Genomic DNA, 18,724 nt, shown 5'->3' with positions numbered 1-18,724 from the left:
CATCCTTTCTATCCAAACCGAATTTGTTGAATTTATTCCTTTGAGGTGGTAATTCCGAATTCTTCCTGCTTGGCTTTCAGTTCCTTATTTATATCCTTAACGGCTTGTTCAATCGATTCTCTCGGATTTGTGCCAGAGAGAACGACACGGTTCCAGGCATTCGTAATATGCCGAGTTGTGAAATATCCTCCAGGTACAACTGGACGTTCACGATACCATTTCCACTGTTCTTGGAAAGCTTCCAAATCTTCTTTCGGCCATGGCAAATCCTTGAAGGCCTCTGTATTAGCGGTGTTCCAGCGCGCTTCAACGCCAATGAGGGATTCGAGTTCCTGACCAAAACGAAGCTGAACCTCTTTACTCATCCACCATTTCAAAAATTCCCAAGCTTCCTGTTGATGTTCTGACTGTTTAAAGATGACCGATCCATATACGGCTCCACCTGCAGTACGATCGATAGTGCCGTCTTCCTTAATCGTTCCCGGTGAAGGTGCAATCCCCCATCTTCCAGTGAGCTCTGGTGCGGCAACCGAAAACTGCACATATGACGTGTAGTTGGCAATTCCTATCGGCATTTCGCCAGAGCGCATCCTGTTGAAGAAATTCGCCTCAATGGGCAGCTGATAATTCGTGTAAATATCCGTCCATTCTTTAAATGCCGTATATGCTTCAGGAGTATCTAATCCCGTGCGATTTAAGCTGTCGTTATAGAAGCTTCCTCCCTGCTGATAAAGAAAAGGATCTAGCGATGCCGGAATCCAGGCATTCATGCCGTTCCGCTGCAGAATTGGAAGTATTTTGTATAAATCCTCCCACGTATTAGGAATACCTAATTTTAGCTGCGACAATATGTCTTTACGATAAAACACAAGATTGAAATCCTGTGTTTCAGGCAGTGCGTAATCTCCGCCGTTGTATTTGAAGGGAATCAATGATCCTTGTAGAAACTCCTTAACGGTTTTTTCATAATCATCGAATTGATTCAAATTAATAACCGCATCGCGAATTGCAAATTCGACAGGCAGCGTCGCCTCAAGGTTCGTGGCCACGTCAGGCGCCCTGCCGGAGCTTGCGGCAAGCAGCAGCGTATTCGCTGAACCAGATGCCATCTGTCCAGCAGGAACTGTATTGATATTGACTCGTATTCCTGAGGTCGGCGTAAAATCTTCATCGACCAAATCCTTAATTAATTCAGCCCATTCACGTCCATTGCCGATCCACACATCAATGACCACACCTTCCCCGTCATTAAACGTATCCCCTACGCTGTCATAATCTTTCGTAAATGATCTAAAAAAGTTTTGTGTCATCGAGCCTAGCCGTTTAAAAAATGATGATTTTGCCTTCATCCATTTTTTATCCGGCGAAGCGATTGCGAGATAATCCAGAACAAGCGGAGACTCCTTCAGACTGAGCAGCCAATTTCCTAGCTGTCCTTGTGTATTCGTAATATCATCCAATTGTTTAGGAATGTCATCTGGATTATTCGCCATTTTCTGATATTGCTCTCGAATAGCCTTGAGACTCTGGACTACCGCAGGATTACTTCTAGACAATTGCGCGAGCAAATCGATTTGATAGCTAATGCTGTCCGCTATCGATTCCAGATCTTCGATTAAATTTGGCACTCGCCGTTCCAGCTCATAGCGAAAGTTCATATCAGGTTTAGTACCTGTCACCATAATGATTTTCCGGTTCAGCTCGGAGATGGTGAAGATCGTATCAGATAGAGATTGCAGAACGTCCCGGTAAGGTCCGAGCTGAGCAGTGATGCGCATCGTATGCGTTCCTTTGGACAAATAAAACAAGAAATCTCCATCTTCATTGCCGAGGCTTGTCATTCTCCAGTCCTTTGAGTAAGGAAAGGCATACTCCTCCAGTTCTTTAAATGGAACTTTCCCATCGAGCTCAATCTTACGGTAGGACGGCAGGCCGTCTCCCCACCATTGACCATTTTTTAATCCGATTTTGTAAAGCCCATCTTCAGGAACATCAATCGTCCAGGTCAAGTATTGACCACCCTTACGCCAGCGAAAATCCCCAATAACATTTAGCCGTTGATTTCCGTTAGCAGGCGGTTCAACATTCGGATCAGAGTTTGACTCCCTGCGAAGCGTCGGCTCCGTTTTATACCAGACCTTTTCCGCTTGGATCTTGACCATTTGGTCTGCTGTTTCCTTATATCCGTTTTGTTCGTTCTGTTGTTTCACCTCGTTATATGTAGGTACGGATTCCGGTGAAACAAGCGATATTTGGGATATTGCGATTGGTTCTTTTATGGTGTCAAACCGCAGCGTATGTTTTCCTTGTTTCATATAGAAACGGAATGGCTCCGCGTATTTTCCTTCGTTATCCGTTAACCTGACAGTCTCCCAGCGGGGGACCTCAACTTGTTTGGGCCTAATGTCATCTCCCTGACTATTTATTTTAGGTTCTGCCTGATCGGCCCACATCCGGTAAAAGGTTAACCTCTGTGCTTCATTAAAAGAAAACTCGTTATCTATCTTAAGACTTCGATCAATCGAAGAACGTTTTCCTTCGATAGGATAATAGGTAAGCTCAATGTTATAAAATCCATCTTCCGGCGCTTCAACCGACCACTCGATCCAATCGATTTCATCCTGCCAGACAACAGCCTGATCAAGCGTGTCGCCGATTCCCGTTTGTACAACAGGCTTTGCATTCGTTTCAGATCCATAACCGATAAAGGCAGCAGCTTGGATATCCACACGAGTATCTTGCACATCCTTGGCCCCGGATTTCCCCTGCTCATTCAATACCACAGAATAGGTCGGCAGCTGGGATTCGCTGTATGTAGAAAAATCAATAGGCTTCAGGTTAAGAGCATTCTTATATTTTTCAGCTAGTTTATCCGCCGCATTCCCTATCTCCACCGGGTATACCGCAAAGCTAAGTATCAGTAGACTGAGAAGGAATGCTTTCAGATTGAACGTCTTCGACATTCGTTTTATATGATTTCGCAAGTTTCTTCCGCCCCCCCGTAGCATTTACATCACATGAAACTCCTGTCCATGATAGACGGGCAGGAGTTTCATGTTTAACTGCGAGCCTGCTTACTTCTTGAATTTTGGAAGCTCTGCGGACATTCTGTCAGCAATTTGCTTGGCACCCTGCTCCGCCGAAATATTGCCTAAGAGAACCTCATTAAAGGCAACACCGATCTCGTTTGTGTATACTCCCATGTAAGGTGAAGCTGGAAAGCTCGATAACAGAGGGTTCTTTGAATTTTCCAGGAACTCTTTGAATCCTGGTACGTTGTCAAACAATGGTGAGTCAATTGCATCGATAACAGGTGTTAGATTACCAAGGCCGGCATCAAATTCGGCAATATTTTCTGCCTGCATGAACCACTTGATAAATTGCCATGCCTCATCCGGATGCTTGGCACCTTTGGGAATATAAAGCGTGCTGGTATCAACGGAAGCTGCGCCTTTCATTTCCGGATTATTCTCATCATACGGTAGTGGCGCGATGCCATAATTCAAATTAGGGGCAAATTTTTCAATGAATGAACCGGTCCATTCGCCTCCGATCATCATTGCATATTTACCCGTAAAGAATGGATCATCCGCCGTCAACCAACCGCCGAGAGTCGATGTAAACTGATTGATTTTCTCACTGCCGCCTGCTTTCTTCCACAGTGCTGCACTTTGCTTCATAGCTTGTATAAACCCTGGGTCCTGCGGGGTTATCTCATTGCTTGTTTCGTCTACGAACTTGCCTCCATAAATATATGAATAGTCATAGATTGGAAGCTGCGGTGAAATTGCAAGTGATTTAATTGCGCCGTCTGCTTCGATTTTACTAAGGGTATCAAAGTATTCGAACAGCTGCTGTACCGTCTCTGGCGCCTTATCATACCCGGCTTGTGCGAGCAGGTCCTTGTTATAAAACAACATGCTGAAATGCATCGCCAATGGAAGCGCATACGTTTTACCGTTGTACTGCTGCTGCTTGATAGCACCAGGTACGAAATAGCTGTCGGATATGCCGCTCTCTTCCATATATTTGTCTAATGGCGTGTTCGCTCCATTTTCACCGTTCGGCACAGTTGCATTACCGAAGTTGGACGCTACATCAGGCGGATCACCAGCTGTAATAGCGGTAAGCTGCTTGGAATAATCGCCTTCTACTGTTCCTTTAACGACGATTTGGTCTTGACTGTCGTTAAATTTCTTAATCATTTTCTCCATTAGTTCGCCTTCAACGCCACCCCAACCGTACCAAAAACTGATTTCGACTTTTCCTTTTGATGCGGCTGTTTCGGCAGGTTTGTTCGAGCTCTCATTCGTAGTCGGTGTTTCTTTCACGTTGTTATTCTTGGATGAGCAGGCTGAAACCACAGCAACTAGTAATACCATAATGGCTACAAGCGATATGAACGATTTCTTTTCCATGTACGACCCTCCAAAATAAATAATAGTGGACAGAAACGTGAAGAACTTATACTTATTTACCGAATTCTTTCAGCCACATCACCACCTTTTTGGAAGGATTTAAGCATGGCGTATATATAATCTTCAGAAGTTTGCTTTTCGCTCCTCCCGAACTAGATTCAAAGATTGGTCGAATTTCCCTTTAATAAAAAGATAGAAGTCATCATAAACCTTTCTTCCTTGGTCTCCTGCATCATGATATAACTCATAAAGAGCTTGCACGTCTTGATAGAAAGCAAGTACGGAATGATTCATGTAACCAAATTCAATTCCCCCTTTTAAATATTGATATAGTGCTCGCCTATGCCACTGGCTGGAGATTACCTTTGTATCGAATTCGATCTGAATACCTTGATTCGTTTTATAGGCCAATTCAGCGCAATCCTGTATTCGCTCTGCGGTACTTTGCTCCTGAATGTAATGGTTAGGCTGCACAATCGTAAAGTCGAATCCGAACTTAGCTCCGTCTCCTTTATGCTTGGCGCCCCACCAAGGCAACCATCCTAATTTCAAATTTCGTTTATGTAAATAATGTAGAGTAAATTGAATGTTTTCGATTTCTCCAGGCTCATCAGGTTCAACATCTTCCTGCATCCAATAAAAGCCGATAAATTCGAGATTTGAGAATTTAGCCTCATGGAACTTGGAAAGATACAAATCGACGTACCATTGGATAGCTTTGTTGCGATTTTCCAACGATTCCAAGCTTTCAATAATCCCTTTGCCCGACAGATCACCAAACTGTTTGCAGCGTCTTTCCGGAAAGGGAATCATGGTCATCACTTTAATTTTTTTGTTTGGAACGCCAAGCTTAGCTCCCATTTCTGCTGCGGCTTCGTTCAGGGCTAACAATTGACGATCTTCTTCAAATAACCGATCGATCGTCCATTTCCAGTCACTCATCTTAGCCGGTTCGGAATCCTGCTCCCAGTCATAATATCTATGAAAGCTTCCTGTTCCTGGTGATTTTAACGCTAAAAATAAAAAGGTGTCGAATAGATCATCCTGTGGCTCTCCTGCCTTATTTAAATAGGCTACATAAGGTAGAAACTTTTCCTTGCTCCAGTCTCCATATAATTGCTTATCTTCTCCTCTTTTATCGTAATGGCCGTAATAGACAAGCATTATGTGCTCTGCACCAGCTGTCTTCTCACTGCCTGGAGGAAGATATCCTTGTATTCGCAGTTCAGTTGTCATTTACCTTTTTGCTCCTTTTAATTATAATCAACTACTTTTCATAGCATATTTTTTATAATAAGACGGAGACAAACCGGTATGTTTTTTAAATATTCTTGAAAAATAAGTCAGATCGTTAAATCCTACTTTGAAACAAACCTCTGTTATGGTAAGGTCTGCTTGAAGCAGAAGCTCTGTTGATTTTTTTATGCGCAAATCCAGCAAATAATCGGTTAATGTCTTACCCGTGAAATATTTAAATAAATCACAAAAATATGTTTTGGAAAGCATCGTAATCTTACACATATGATCCAATCGAATTTCCTCGTTATAATAATCATGGATATAGTCAACCGCCACATTAATAAGCGGACGGTACTTGTCTAACTTATCCCCCATATCCTTAACGGTATCTTTTCTGAATTCTCTAATAATTAAGGATAATAATTTAAGCAGATTCCCTTTCAATATTAATTCGTAATAGCTTCTCCGTTCCGAATACTCTTCCAGCATTTCCGTAAGAATATGACTTATTTGTTGGTCAATGGTGCCTGTTAGGGTGATTTTCGGGGTTACCTTGTCTTCAGTGGTCAAGAACTGTTCCAAATACGCATAGTCGAAAAAATCTTTATCTAGAGGCATCTGTCCATAACGGTCATTTATAAAGTCGGGAAGAAATTCACATCCGATGATTTCGACCTCTCCGAAATTCCACTCGACCCGATGAACAGCATAGGGGGGGATCACGAACAAATTGCCGGCCACCATCATATATTGCTGGTTATTTATGCAATGCTTGAACTGCCCTTTTTTTACATACCAAATTTGGATGTAGTCATGTGCATGCTCCTCTTGAATGCCTTGATAGTTCTCATTGATTTTATAAAGCTTGCATGGGATGCCTGCACTCATCTCCAATTCGGAATGAAAGAAAGTGATATTATTGGATATCAAGCCATTAGCCATTCGTCCTAGCTGCATATGTTCGACCACCCCGCCCTTTGGCTTTTCACTCTAACGCTTATTCATCATTCGAAACACTACCCGACGCTTGGCAGGTTCAGCCACTTCGCTGGGGTCTCAGCTGCTTGAAGTCCATATTCTATTATTGTAATGACTGCTATCGTTTCCTCTGCAGGAACGGCAGGCTTTCCAGACTCAAAGAAAGAGACTAAATGACGAATAAATAAAGCAAAAAAATCAGATTCCGGCTTAATGATTCGGCATTGGTTCGTATTATAGTTAACAGCCATCATAAAAGGGCATCCATCTCCAAAATGATTAATCGTCGCTTGCTTTCCTGCTCCGAAATCAATTAGCAAGGCAGAAGACGCAGCGCTGCCGATCGACATCACTCTTTGCGGATGGCTTCCCATCAGGGATACAATGGGTTCGATTTGATGAATGGAATAGTTCTCAAACTGTCCTGGCCCCCAACTGCTGATCGTCTCAATCCCTTCCTTAGCCGCTTTCACATATTCATCAGCATAACGTAGTGCGGAAGTAGAGAATAACGGTGTCTCATGCTGGTTCGCCAGCTCAAAAAGACGAATCGCTGCTGCTCGATCAGGTGCAAAAGTCTTATCGATATAAGTAGGTTTACCGGATTGTAATGGAAGCTTTGAAAGCTCTTCATGAAATTCCGGATTGTCTGGAGATAGAACAATTAAATAATCGCTCAACTGAACAACTTCCTCTATGGAAGAAAGAAGTTGAATCCCCCTACGATTGCACCATTCTTGATTGGATACCCCTTTCTCCTTGTCGACCATCCCATATGCATATGCAACCTTCATTTCTCCACCCGTAGCCTCGGAAATCCACTCCGGGTATTCATTTGCATGAAATTCATCTAAATAATAGTCAATAAATCCTATTTTTTTCATCTGCATCACCTCCATGATCGAATTAGAAAGATAGCTCTCTCCCTGATTCAGATGAGTCATAAATGGCCTGAAGAATTTGTGAAGTAATAATGACGGTATCGATATGGGAAGAAAGCTTCTCACCCGTTTGAACCGATTTTATAAACTGATCAATCTCATTTTGAAAATGATCACCCATATTAAGCTTTGGCTTCGTTTCTAATAATGCGCCATGCTGTGCGCTCCATAAAGTAAAATCGCCACCGTAATTTAAACGGATTCCACCTTTGTCACCTAGAAAATCAATATACATCTCATCGACACCAATATTTTGAGCCCAAGCGCCATTAAGCGTGATTGTTGGTCCTTCAGTTCGGATCATTCCGGTTACAAAATCGTCTACATCATACGTTCCAGAATAATCAGGCGGACCAGCCCACATATTTAAGTAAGAGTAGTCTTTCATGTCCTTACCTAGCTTGCAATAAGCTGTACCGGAAACCGTCTTCGGCTTAGGATCACCCGTACAGTACATGACGATATCGAGGAAATGAACACCCCAATCGATCAATACTCCGCCACCCGCAATGGACTTCGTTGTAAATGCGCCTCCTAAGCCTGGAATCGAGCGTTGGGAGCGGAAACTTACATATACATGATAAATCTCGCCAAGGCTTCCATCCTCGATCATTTTCTTCATCACATTCACACCCGTGTTAAAACGATTCACGACTCCAATATTAAGGATTTTACCCGTTTCATGCTGAACTCTTTGCATCTCTAAAGCTTCCGCATAGGTACGAGCCGCCGGCTTTTCGCATAAAACGTTCTTACCTGCCTGAAGGCATTCCATCGCAATTGAAGCATGAGAATCATTGGGCGTACAGATTGAAACGGCTTCAATCTCGGGATCATTTAAGATTTCTTGATAGCTTTCAACTGCTGTTCCACAGCCGTATACGGCAACAGCTTTCTCTGCTTTTTCCTTAACGATATCGACAAAGTATTTTATTTCTACATGCGGATTTGCTATATACGCTGGAATATGTGCATTATTGGCGATTGTACCACAACCAATAATGGCGACTTTTGTTGTACTCAAAAATATCACTCCTCTTTAGTTTAGTGGCGAAAGTCTGAATATTTCGACATTGATTAAACTCTCGCTTCATTATACTTTGATAGCTGAATCAATGTATTTAATTTTCGAACAATCAATTTGAACAATCATCCAATAATCGAATGAATGAATTCGCTATAGGTAACGTTGCCATCAACACCGATTTCGATTGGTATGCCTGAAGTTAACTGGAATTCTGCGTAAAGAAACGAGGATAAATCATAAAGCAGAACAGCATCGCATTATCCGCAAAAAAGATGGCAAAGTAAGAGGTTAAGGTTAAGAAGCGCAAAAAACAGGAACTCCAGCCTATGTGGCAGCGAACCTGTTTAAGCGCGATTTTAAATCCGAGAAACCATTGCAGAAGTTAGTGACGAATAATATTACTTACTTGCCCTTTGGGCATGAAATTCTTCATTATTTTTAATAGACCAAGTCTTCACGAATAGGAAGCCCATTCTTTTCACAGAAGTCCCTATAGCGCTTATAAATGCTAAACACATCATCTTGTCCGATGATCTCATCCTCTTCATCAAAAAATTGAAGTGCGCCGCCTAGTATAAACAAGGTTATCACTTCCTCTTCACCGATTGATTCAAGGGTATGAATATCCCCAGGCGGTTCAAAAATGAAGGATCCCGGCTTGGCCACCCAGCTCCGTTCCTTGTACTTCCACTGGCCTTGGAGGTTATAGCCAATCACACTCCCTCCTGTATGCCGGTGACGGCCGACTTCGGTATTTCCTTTTAGCTTAAAGAGGTATGTCCAATTGCCTGTCGTTAAATCAAAACGCAGCGGTTTAAATTGACAGGTCTCATCATCGTAAGGAATCCAAGGGATATCATCCGCTTGAATTAATCTTTCAGGCAGCTGAAAGCTTTCCGTAAATTGAATCATTGATTCCTGAATATTCATAAATCCCCCTTCTGATGCTCTAGATTTTAGTTCCAAATATCAACAATAGGAGTACCCGTTTCGATACGCAGCTTGCTCTCTGCTAGGTAATCTTTTGCCCATTGATTAAGCTCCGTAAGATCTGAACTGCGATGCATGCCCGTATATACAATGATTTCTCTTAATTGAAGAAATAAAGGGATATGTTTTAACCATTTCTCTTCAATCTCATTATGCTGTCTGTAGCCTATTAGAAAATGCTCCATGAAACGTTCCGCCTGCGAGCGTCTCAATTCCCTGCCATCTTCTCCCCCATATACATAGACCAAGTAATATAACGGAATCGCTATATCCTCAACAAACCAACTATATTGGGCTTCATCGAAATCAAAGAGCGTTAATCCACCATCATGGACCAAATAATTGCCTACTCCGATATCTGCATGAATGAGACCGTAATGATTAGGATTTTGCATGAGCGTATTCTCCAGACGCTTCATTAAATGTACACAGCTTTCATGAACGAGCTTCTGCTCCAAGGGCACAAACTGCCTAACATGCTGAAGGTAGTAGTTTTCATTCCAATGCCCTCTCCGAATGCTATCGTTTAGAGGATTATACGTTTTCGCTAATGCATGCATTTTTCCCATTACTTCTCCTAGCTCTTGATACAAAGAGGGAGCATTCAAACACTCCGGGTAGTCTACTTTTCTGCCTTCTGCTTTAACAAATGAGGTGACGGTAAAATACATATCCTCCAGCCTAATCGGTTCCGTATAATTGCCTTGAAGGGATTGAATCGGTTCCGATACAGAAATACCGTTATTCGATAAATATAGAATCCAATCGAGCTCACCCTTTATTCCGTCCTGACTTCGATGAGAGCTAGGTGTAAATCTCAAAATATAGGCGACTCCGTCCTTCTCATATTCATAAATAAAGTTTTGCCAAGCACCGATATACGTTAAATGCTCCAACGTCACACCGAATCTATATGCACCTGTTTCTATTATTTCATCATTCATTAGAACTAAAATTTCTTTTTCCATTTATGCCAATCCCTTCATATAAGTTTTATGTTCACTTATTGAAGAGCTGCTCTTTTCCGACAAACACTAAAGCAATGACATCCATTGATCGTCACTTCGAATCGCCCCTCTCAAAAAATAACATTTGGCAGTATATTCTAGATCAAAGCGTAGATTTCCTTTTTGTATATGAATTGTGGCCAAGCAATAATGACGATAAGCCGACCTACTCTCCCTTGCCTGATGAGGATACAGTTTATTTCCAAATGATTGCTTCAATAGATAGACCTAAACAAAAAGGACACCGCCCTTAGCCGGGCAACGTCCTCTCGTCCTATTAATCTTCCCTGTATGATTTCTGTTTAAACCATATCCTATTAGCACTATCGGTTATCGATCTTCTCCGGATACATATCATGATTCATGAGGCGATGCTCTGCCATCTGCTCATATTTTGTTCCCGGCTGACCCCAGTTGCAATAAGGATCAATGGAAATACCGCCGCGAGGCGTGAACTTGCCCCAGACCTCAATATATCTTGGCTCCATGAGAGCGATGAGATCATTCATGATAATGTTCATGCAGTCCTCATGAAAATCACCATGATTGCGGAAGCTGAATAAATAAAGTTTGAGTGCTTTGCTCTCTACCATTTTTTGATCAGGAATATAGGATATATAGATGGTAGCAAAATCAGGCTGACCTGTCATTGGACAAAGACTCGTAAATTCAGGGCAATTAAATTTCACGAAATAATCGCGATTAGGATGCTTGTTATCAAATGCCTCCAAAATTTCTGGTGAATAGTTGAACAAATATTGCGTTCCTTGATTGCCTAGCAGCGTCACACCATTTAATTCTTCCTTGCTTCTTCCTTCCATGTTCCCATCCGCCCTTCTTAATCGATTAGTTGTATTAGTTGTATTAATTGTGCTGGTTATACGCCTTTCTTATTGCCCCATACCCATGTATGAAGCTGAGGCAGTACATGTACCCGCTTCAAATCACGATCGGGCATAACCCGTTCAATCAACCATTCATAACGCTCCGCCAAATAAGGAAGCATATGACTCTGCTCAGTCTCCTGAAGTTGATCATTACCCGCTTGTAAGTAGAAGGGAACATCCGGATAACGCATATGGACAAAGGTAGCGTATTCTAAGTCCAACTCATCAAACACAACCGTCTTTAAGGAAAAAGTAGATTCATGTTTAGTCAGTTTCGATACAATATCATCCAGTTTTGCCCAATCCGTATTCATCCCTGAGCTTGGAGGCTTAGGAGATAAAGTTAATTCGTCAATTTTCCAAAACCAATCCTGCCAACGGCTTCCCTGCGTTTCTAGTGCAACGCTCATTTCTTGAGCGTGTAGCTGGTCAATCAGCTCACCAAGGTGAGGGAGCAAGGCTGGATTCCCTCCAGAAATGGTGACATGCGAAAACGTGTCGCCGCCCGTCTCATACAACTTCTCTATAATTTCACCCGCCGTCATCATGCGGATATCCTCTTTGCCGCTTCCATCCCAAGTAAATGCCGAATCACACCAGGAGCAGCTGTAATCACAGCCTGCCGTACGAATGAACATCGTTTTCTGGCCAATTACCATGCCTTCACCTTGTACGGTTGGTCCGAAAACTTCCATGACAGGAAACCGTTTATTAGAGCTCATGGGATCCCGCCTTCCGTTTCGGCCTATATATGCAGTAGCTAGTCGGTGTCTCACGCAAATACACCTGCACGCATTGTGCTTTGTTCGAAGTCTCATCCAAATACGTTTGGACGATTTCGCAAATCGTACGCGCCACTACCTCCGTTGTCGGAAATTCATTGGAGCGCTCATCACTAAAGCTCTCTTTATCATTATTAAGCACCGAATGATCAAATCGATCATGGATTAGCCTCTTAATGATAGCGAAATTCACAAGGAAGCCAGCTGAATCAAGTGTATCACCCGCAACCGTTACATTTGCAAAATACGTATGTCCATGAAGCTCACGGCACTTTCCTGCTTCCACGGCAGGTACATAATGCGCTGCTGCAAAGTGAAAATCTTTGTTCAGCTCGTATACGTAACTATGATTAGCTGCCGGATAAATTTGCTGCAGCATTATGATCTAGCTCCTTGTATACGGTTTTTTAAATACGTATCCAAACCATTTTGGCGCAGCTCACATGCCGGACAATGTCCACAGCCATCTGCAATGATGCCATTGTAGCAGGTCAATGTCCGCTCTCTCACAAATTCGAAAGCACCCAACTGCTCGGCAAGCTCCCATGTTTCCGCCTTGTTCAACCACATGAGCGGCGTATCAATAACAAACGGATAATCCATGGACAGATTCAGTGTGACATTCAATGATTTCACAAACACATCACGGCAATCCGGATAGCCGCTGAAATCCGTCTCGCAGACTCCCGTTACGATATGCTTCGCGCCAATCCCTTTGGCAAGCACAGCTGCAAAAGTAAGAAACAGCAGATTGCGCCCATCCACGAAAGTAGTTGGGAGCTCGCCTTCCTTATGCTCAATCGCAATATCATCTCTTGTAAGCGCGTTTGGAGCGAGTTGATTCAACAGGGACATATCAAGAATGTGATGCTTGATATTCAATTCCTTGGCAATGTCAGCCGCGCAATCCAGCTCCAGCTTATGCCGTTGTCCATAGTTGAACGTTATAGCCTCTACTTCTGAGAATCTCTCCATTGCCCAAAATAAACAAGTTGTGCTGTCTTGCCCGCCGCTGAATACAACGACTGCTTTTTCTTTTTTCATTCCCAATCTCCCTCTCTGTTTGGAGAAGAAAGAGATCGCTGAATTCCTTCCTATGGAGCTTAAAAAACCAAAGAAACGGCGCGAAGGGATCAGTCTCCCTTCGCGCCGAACGCAAAAACGACGATACCTCCTGACGGGGCAATCGTTTCGCATAGTTTTTTATAGAGGGAGTTCGCGAACCTCTCCCGGCTCTTAAGCATCCTAATGATGCTGTACCGGAATTTCTTCTTTAGTTGTCATTCTCCTGTACTATAGCATAGAGGCTTTAGAATGATACAGACATTTTTAGTAAAATAAAATCCGTTCATGAACGTCTAGCTCAAGCAGCAAATCGCTTCCAGCTCTTTGAGCGTCTGAAGCATATGCTTAAGCAAATCAGGAATATCATCCATTTGCTCTTCGCTAATTTTACGGTTAAATGCTACCTCTATCGTATTGGAATAGACGGCTGTTTCCTCACCGAATGTATAGCTTATCGTTTGGAGAGGTCGTACTTCCGGCTCCCAAATCTTTTTCAATAATTTCTCAATGCTCTCGCATTGCGATTGCACATCACTCAGCATCACGTAGAAACGCAAGCGCAGCGTGCAAGCTGGTGACTGTCCTTCCAGCTCTAAAATTTCTGCTGCCAATTCCTTTAACGAAGCTGTAAGCTGTATTTCTGCTGAGACTTCCTTATGGCCTGCTAGAGTGAACTGCAGCGCAAACTCTCGCGACATGACAGCCATTTCGAGTCGATCAAGCCGATTAATAACATCAATCTTCCTATCTAAGGTATCCAGATCATAAAGCTGATTCTCAAAAGCTACCTTCAGATTTTCAAACACAGTTGGATCAAACATACATTGCCCTCACTTCATTTTCGTTGACTTTCTCCTTCATTAAACCCCATGGACATCGAATAAGCAATAGAAACGGCAATCCGCTTCTATTGCTCTCCATGAATTTATTTGTTGCATGTTCAATAGATGACACTGCACTTTGTAAATAGGAATGACTAGACCCCTTTTAAATACAGATTCAACGGCGATAAACCAAGTTCATGCACACCTTCCGCAACGAGCCCAGCCATTTGGATGGCACCCTGCTCTTGGAAATGAGTATCATCCTTCGCTCCCTCAGGGAAATGAATGAACTCACCAGGATAAGCCCACATGAACAATGACTTTGATGGCTCATCACCCAGTTGCTCATAAAGAATCTTACTCTTCGCCGCCAAATCAATCAGCGGAACATCCATTTCCTTCGCGAGTTCGATCATCCCCAGCAAATAGTCGCCATGCGTATCCGTTATTCGACCCTCACTATCAAACTTGCGGCGATGCATCGGCGTAATGAGTACCGGTCTTGCACCGCGGGCAAGAGATTCCTTCACATAAATAGAGAGCATCTCTTTAAACGAACCGAAAGGCTCTGTTGCCCGCTCAACGTCTGGCTTCTCATCATTATGTCCAAATTGAATCCATAGGTAGTCATTAGGCTTAATCTGCTCCAAGATAGCAGCAAGCCGTCCTTCATCTATAAAGCTCCTTGAGCTTCTGCCCGAAACCGCATGATTATCAATAGCTACATCTGTTTTAAAATAGAGCGGCAGCATCTGCCCCCAGCCAGCATAAGGAAAGGTATCTTGATCCGTAACGGTCGAATCTCCCGCCAAATAGATCGTTGTCGCTTGCTTCGCTTCTTCAATTTGAAGTGCATTGATGCGAGGAGCAACCCCCGAGAAGGAAAGCTTCAATCGCCCATTCGTAACCTTAACCGTGAAGCTGTGAACGGCGTATTGTCCAGCTGAGGTGACCGCTTTGTGCAAAACAATGCGGCCTACGCCATATTTTAAAGTGGTAGAGGTCGGTGCGATGGCATCACCAATAATAGCTGTAATCGTATAGCAGCCATTAGGCAAATCAACTGTAAAATCCGCTTCCAGCGGAATGCAGAAAGCGCCTCTCAGTCGGTCCGATTCATCACGATTGCGTGAGCTGATTCGCTCATTCTGTGTGAAGCCATAGCCCAGCTGATCACTATAGATCGTACTCGGCAAAACTTGAATATAGGAGGAATTCGGTGCGTCTCCGATTCCAAAATCAAATTTAAATGATACAGTCATTAGATTACCCCCATACTATTTCCATCCTATTATCAGCATAGCAAATACAAGAAGGATAGGAAGTCAAATAAACGGGTTTTTTGTTTAAAATACAGACTAGCTTCGCTAGGATGATCAAAGAGCAACAGGCTTCATATTCGTCTATCGGCGAAGTAAGAAGACTGAATGAATAAGCGCTGCTCGTCTAAAAATGTCAAAGTTTGCGTTAACGGCGGAATTCCGTATACTAATAGATAGGAATAATAGAGAAGCTACTTACAAATCGAGGTGACAGAGTGGAAGAATTAAAGCTAGCTTACAAGACAATGGGACTGCCCGAGAACGCAGCCAAAGAAGAAGTAGAAAAGCGATATACGACGCTCATGAGGAAAGAACGCGCAAGAGCGCAGCAGCAGCGGCATGAAGGTCAGGATGAGGACGATAGCTCCTTTGCGATCATCACCCAAGCATATCGGCTGATTTTGGAGTATGATGCAAAAAAGCAAGCGGATGCCTTTAACGAACAAGAATACGGAAAATACAAAAAAATGGCTGGGCAAGCTCAGAAAATGGACCATTTTTGGCGCTATTACAAATTCCACACAATAGGCGCTATTGCTGCAGTTGCACTCATTATTTACGGTATTATTAGCTTCGTCAACTATCGCGAAGAGCAGGAACGACTTGCCAACCTGCCCCCTGCCGATTTGACAATATCGTTTATGGGCAATTATATGCTAAAAGAAGACGCTCCCAAGAAAGAGCCAATTGAAACCGCATTATTGACAGCGTTTCCGGAATGGCAAAGATTTATCACATCAGTGACCATGGTCCCTTCTGATGAAGCACAGCAATTCGCTTATTTACAGAAGGCTGTCCTTGTATTAGCAACAGAGCACCCCGATGTGTATATTATGGATCGCAATATATTTAACTGGATCGGAAACCAAGGGGTATTGCTGAATCTCGACACCTACGCTGAAGGCGATCTTAAGCCTCTTCTGAAGGACGGCATAAGCATGAAGCTGAAAACCGACGAGGATCCGAAAGAGCATGTATACGGCTTTGATTTAACCAATAGCGCGCTAGTGAATGATCTTCCACTATACAAAACGGATATGATCGTCTGTATTCGCGCAGATAGCAAAAATCTCGATAAAGCACAAGAGTTTATTAAAAAGTATTTAGCTACAATCGAATAGCATAATCATTTAAAAAAAGGTCCTTGTCGGTTGTCATTCTCATGACTTCACGACTTGGACCCTTCTTTTTGTTATACGATTTGTGACTACTCCTATTTTTGGGCAACAATTTCTGCGTTCATTCCATCAATCAACTGGATAACAGACATTTCACCCAGATCTCCCTCACCGCGTTTCCTTACTGAAACTTTATTGGCGCTCATTTCTTTCTCGCCAAGTACAAGCATGTAAGGTGCTTTTTCCAGCTGCGCTTCACGGATTTTATAGCCCAGTTTTTCATTGCGCACATCTACTTCGACTCGAATGCCGGCATCTTCAAGCGATTTTTTCACTTGCAGCGCATAGTCGATATACTTTTCAGAAACAGGCAATAGCTTTGCTTGAACCGGCGATATCCATAATGGAAACGCTCCGGAGAAATGCTCCGTTAATATCCCGATGAATCGGTCAATGGAGCCATATACAGCGCGGTGGATTACGACTGGTCTGTGCTTTTGATTATCTTCTCCGATGTACGAAAGATCAAATTTCTCCGGCATTTGGAAGTCCAGTTGGATCGTCCCGCATTGCCAGCTTCTCTTCAGCGCATCTAAAATATGAAAATCAATTTTCGGTCCATAAAAGGCGCCATCGCCTTCATTCACGCGATATTGGATGCCGCGATTCTCCAGTACATTTTGCAGGGATTGCTCTGCTTGATCCCATAATTCCTGTGAGCCCATCGAATCTTCTGGCCTTGTCGACAGCTCAATCTTATATTGAAAGCCGAATACCCCGTAAATATGGTCAATCAGTGCAATAACCCGGCTTATCTCCTCCTCGATCTGATCCGGTCGAACGAATAAATGTGCATCATCCTGACAGAATGTACGAACGCGCATCATCCCATTGAGCGAGCCGGATGACTCATGACGGTGCACCTGACCAAACTCAGAAATTCGTATTGGCAACTCTCGATAGGAATGCAGACTGTTTTTGAAAATGAGCATATGTCCCGGACAATTCATTGGTTTCAAGGCGAATTTAGTCTCATCCACATTCGTGAAATACATATTGTCCTTGTAGTGATCCCAGTGTCCCGATTGCTCCCAAAGCCTTTGATTCATCATCAGCGGTGTCCGTACTTCACTGTAATCCCGCTTCCTTTGCAGATCACGTGCAAAGTCCTCAAGCTCCGTGCGGAGTGTCATCCCTTTTGGAAGATAGAATGGCATGCCCGGCGCTTCCTCCGAAAACATAAACAATTGAAGCTCTTTACCCAGCTTGCGATGATCACGTTTTTTGGCTTCCTCCAACAAATGCAGATGCTCCTCCAGTTCGGACTTTTTCGGAAAGGAAGTTCCATAAATGCGCTGCAGCATCTTATTGTTAGAGTCTCCCCGCCAATACGCTCCGGCTACATTTAAGAGCTTGAATGCTTTAATGCGGCCAGTGGAAGGAAGATGCGGCCCTCTGCATAGATCGGAAAATTCTCCTTGATCATACATCGTAATAATGGAATCCTGCGGTAAGTCACAGATGAGCTCAAGCTTTAAATATTCACCAAGCTCACTGAAAATGGAGATCGCCTCTTCACGTCCAACGACGCGCCGGTTAATCGGCAGATTCTCTTGGACCACTTTTCCCATTTCTTTTTCAATAGCGGCAAGATCCTCAGTAGAAAGCGGTTTTTCAATATCGATATCATAGTAAAAGCCATCTTCAATTACGGGACCGATCGCAAGCTTGACTGCCCCTTCGCCATATAAGCGTTTGATAGCCTGTGCCATAACATGTGCAGTCGTATGTCTATATATTTCCAGCCCTTCCGCGCTGTCTAATGTAATAATCTCGATTTGACAGTCCTGCTCAATCATGTGGCTTAAATCAACGGTTTTGCCGTTCACTCTTCCTGCTAGCGCATTTTTTCTCAAACCACTGCTAATCGATTGAGCCACTTGTTCAATTGTGGTGCCCCTCTCATACCCCTTAATAGTTCCGTCCGACAAAGTTACATTGATTTCCATGATTCAGCCTCCATTTCGAATAATTTGATTAGATTTGCGGTTGCGCCTCACCTGATCACAGAAGTTAGGCGCAGTAGAGCTATTTTTGAACGCAAAAAAACGCATTTCATCCCAGAA

Annotated in this window: 16 protein-coding genes and 1 riboswitch; of the genes, 1 reads left to right on the top strand and 15 read right to left on the bottom strand. The window is 43.2% G+C overall.

The window, feature by feature from the left end; translation table 11 throughout:
• Positions 1-32: 32 nt before the first annotated feature.
• The 14 genes from AC0YOD_RS06320 to AC0YOD_RS06255 form a co-directional block, all read right to left on the bottom strand.
• Positions 33-2,963, bottom strand: coding sequence for an extracellular solute-binding protein (locus tag AC0YOD_RS06320; RefSeq protein WP_475798434.1), 2,931 nt, complete (start codon positions 2,961-2,963; stop codon positions 33-35).
• 111 nt (positions 2,964-3,074) lie between these two features.
• Positions 3,075-4,418, bottom strand: coding sequence for an ABC transporter substrate-binding protein (locus AC0YOD_RS06315; RefSeq protein WP_475798433.1), 1,344 nt, complete (start codon positions 4,416-4,418; stop codon positions 3,075-3,077).
• A 123-nt stretch (positions 4,419-4,541) separates the two neighbouring features.
• A complete protein-coding gene (locus tag AC0YOD_RS06310; RefSeq protein WP_475798432.1) occupies positions 4,542-5,654 on the bottom strand; it encodes a DUF4855 domain-containing protein in 1,113 nt (370 codons plus the stop codon).
• A gap of 27 nt (positions 5,655-5,681) precedes the next feature.
• Positions 5,682-6,614 (bottom strand): helix-turn-helix domain-containing protein, encoded by a 933-nt coding sequence (locus tag AC0YOD_RS06305; RefSeq protein ID WP_475798431.1) that lies wholly within the window; start codon positions 6,612-6,614, stop codon positions 5,682-5,684.
• Between the two features lie 59 nt (positions 6,615-6,673).
• Positions 6,674-7,519: a Gfo/Idh/MocA family oxidoreductase gene (locus tag AC0YOD_RS06300; protein WP_475798430.1), complete on the bottom strand. Its 846-nt coding sequence runs from the start codon at positions 7,517-7,519 to the stop codon at positions 6,674-6,676.
• A 22-nt stretch (positions 7,520-7,541) separates the two neighbouring features.
• Positions 7,542-8,600, bottom strand: coding sequence for a Gfo/Idh/MocA family protein (locus AC0YOD_RS06295; protein WP_475798429.1), 1,059 nt, complete (start codon positions 8,598-8,600; stop codon positions 7,542-7,544).
• A 441-nt stretch (positions 8,601-9,041) separates the two neighbouring features.
• A complete protein-coding gene (locus tag AC0YOD_RS06290) occupies positions 9,042-9,533 on the bottom strand; it encodes a 2,4'-dihydroxyacetophenone dioxygenase family protein (RefSeq protein ID WP_475798428.1) in 492 nt (163 codons plus the stop codon).
• A gap of 26 nt (positions 9,534-9,559) precedes the next feature.
• On the bottom strand, positions 9,560-10,561 hold the full coding sequence (locus tag AC0YOD_RS06285; RefSeq protein ID WP_475798427.1) for a phosphotransferase enzyme family protein: 1,002 nt from the start codon (positions 10,559-10,561) through the stop codon (positions 9,560-9,562).
• Positions 10,562-10,923: 362 nt separating this feature from the next.
• Positions 10,924-11,421 carry a preQ(1) synthase gene (gene queF / locus AC0YOD_RS06280; RefSeq protein WP_475798426.1) on the bottom strand — a complete coding sequence of 166 codons (498 nt, stop codon included), beginning with the start codon at positions 11,419-11,421 and terminating at the stop codon, positions 10,924-10,926.
• Positions 11,422-11,477: 56 nt separating this feature from the next.
• Entirely contained in the window at positions 11,478-12,209 is a 732-nt protein-coding gene (gene queE / locus AC0YOD_RS06275) for a 7-carboxy-7-deazaguanine synthase QueE (RefSeq protein WP_475798425.1), read from the bottom strand.
• Positions 12,199-12,648: a 6-pyruvoyl trahydropterin synthase family protein gene (locus tag AC0YOD_RS06270; protein WP_475798424.1), complete on the bottom strand. Its 450-nt coding sequence runs from the start codon at positions 12,646-12,648 to the stop codon at positions 12,199-12,201. Before AC0YOD_RS06270 ends, queE begins: the two co-directional genes overlap by 11 nt.
• On the bottom strand, positions 12,648-13,313 hold the full coding sequence (queC, locus tag AC0YOD_RS06265) for a 7-cyano-7-deazaguanine synthase QueC (protein WP_475798423.1): 666 nt from the start codon (positions 13,311-13,313) through the stop codon (positions 12,648-12,650). The genes AC0YOD_RS06270 and queC overlap by 1 nt, the downstream gene beginning before the upstream one ends.
• 145 nt (positions 13,314-13,458) lie before the next feature.
• A riboswitch (PreQ1 riboswitch) is annotated at positions 13,459-13,502 on the bottom strand.
• Between the two features lie 125 nt (positions 13,503-13,627).
• Positions 13,628-14,155 carry a hypothetical protein gene (locus AC0YOD_RS06260; RefSeq protein WP_475798422.1) on the bottom strand — a complete coding sequence of 176 codons (528 nt, stop codon included), beginning with the start codon at positions 14,153-14,155 and terminating at the stop codon, positions 13,628-13,630.
• Between the two features lie 155 nt (positions 14,156-14,310).
• The gene (locus tag AC0YOD_RS06255; protein ID WP_475798421.1) at positions 14,311-15,420 is read right to left on the bottom strand and encodes a rhamnogalacturonan acetylesterase; all 1,110 of its coding nucleotides are present in this window, start codon (positions 15,418-15,420) and stop codon (positions 14,311-14,313) included.
• A 275-nt stretch (positions 15,421-15,695) separates the two neighbouring features.
• Between AC0YOD_RS06255 and AC0YOD_RS06250 the strand changes: the two genes are divergently transcribed.
• Entirely contained in the window at positions 15,696-16,601 is a 906-nt protein-coding gene (locus tag AC0YOD_RS06250; RefSeq protein WP_475798420.1) for a J domain-containing protein, read from the top strand.
• 92 nt (positions 16,602-16,693) lie between these two features.
• Here AC0YOD_RS06250 and thrS read toward each other — a convergent pair whose 3' ends face one another.
• Complete coding sequence (thrS, locus tag AC0YOD_RS06245; protein ID WP_475798419.1) at positions 16,694-18,607, bottom strand: threonine--tRNA ligase; 1,914 nt, start codon at positions 18,605-18,607, stop codon at positions 16,694-16,696.
• Positions 18,608-18,724: the final 117 nt, after the last annotated feature.

The sequence above is a fragment of the Paenibacillus sp. J31P13 genome, from assembly GCF_056269295.1.
The sequence above is the reverse complement of the archived record's forward strand: the minus strand, read 5'-3'. Positions and strand labels throughout refer to the sequence as shown.

Bases quoted from the DNA above. Each gene is read 5' to 3' on its own strand.
- AC0YOD_RS06300 (WP_475798430.1), bottom strand. From the start codon at position 7,519: ATGAAAAAAATAGGATTTATTGACTATTATTTAGATGAATTTCATGCA.
- AC0YOD_RS06290 (WP_475798428.1), bottom strand. From the start codon at position 9,533: ATGAATATTCAGGAATCAATGATTCAATTTACGGAAAGCTTTCAGCTG.
- AC0YOD_RS06255 (WP_475798421.1), bottom strand. From the start codon at position 15,420: ATGACTGTATCATTTAAATTTGATTTTGGAATCGGAGACGCACCGAAT.
- queF (WP_475798426.1), bottom strand. From the start codon at position 11,421: ATGGAAGGAAGAAGCAAGGAAGAATTAAATGGTGTGACGCTGCTAGGC.
- queC (WP_475798423.1), bottom strand. From the start codon at position 13,313: ATGAAAAAAGAAAAAGCAGTCGTTGTATTCAGCGGCGGGCAAGACAGC.
- AC0YOD_RS06260 (WP_475798422.1), bottom strand. From the start codon at position 14,155: ATGTTTGATCCAACTGTGTTTGAAAATCTGAAGGTAGCTTTTGAGAAT.
- AC0YOD_RS06285 (WP_475798427.1), bottom strand. From the start codon at position 10,561: ATGGAAAAAGAAATTTTAGTTCTAATGAATGATGAAATAATAGAAACA.
- queE (WP_475798425.1), bottom strand. From the start codon at position 12,209: ATGAGCTCTAATAAACGGTTTCCTGTCATGGAAGTTTTCGGACCAACC.
- AC0YOD_RS06270 (WP_475798424.1), bottom strand. From the start codon at position 12,648: ATGCTGCAGCAAATTTATCCGGCAGCTAATCATAGTTACGTATACGAG.
- thrS (WP_475798419.1), bottom strand. From the start codon at position 18,607: ATGGAAATCAATGTAACTTTGTCGGACGGAACTATTAAGGGGTATGAG.
- AC0YOD_RS06305 (WP_475798431.1), bottom strand. From the start codon at position 6,614: ATGCAGCTAGGACGAATGGCTAATGGCTTGATATCCAATAATATCACT.
- AC0YOD_RS06315 (WP_475798433.1), bottom strand. From the start codon at position 4,418: ATGGAAAAGAAATCGTTCATATCGCTTGTAGCCATTATGGTATTACTA.
- AC0YOD_RS06310 (WP_475798432.1), bottom strand. From the start codon at position 5,654: ATGACAACTGAACTGCGAATACAAGGATATCTTCCTCCAGGCAGTGAG.
- AC0YOD_RS06320 (WP_475798434.1), bottom strand. From the start codon at position 2,963: ATGTCGAAGACGTTCAATCTGAAAGCATTCCTTCTCAGTCTACTGATA.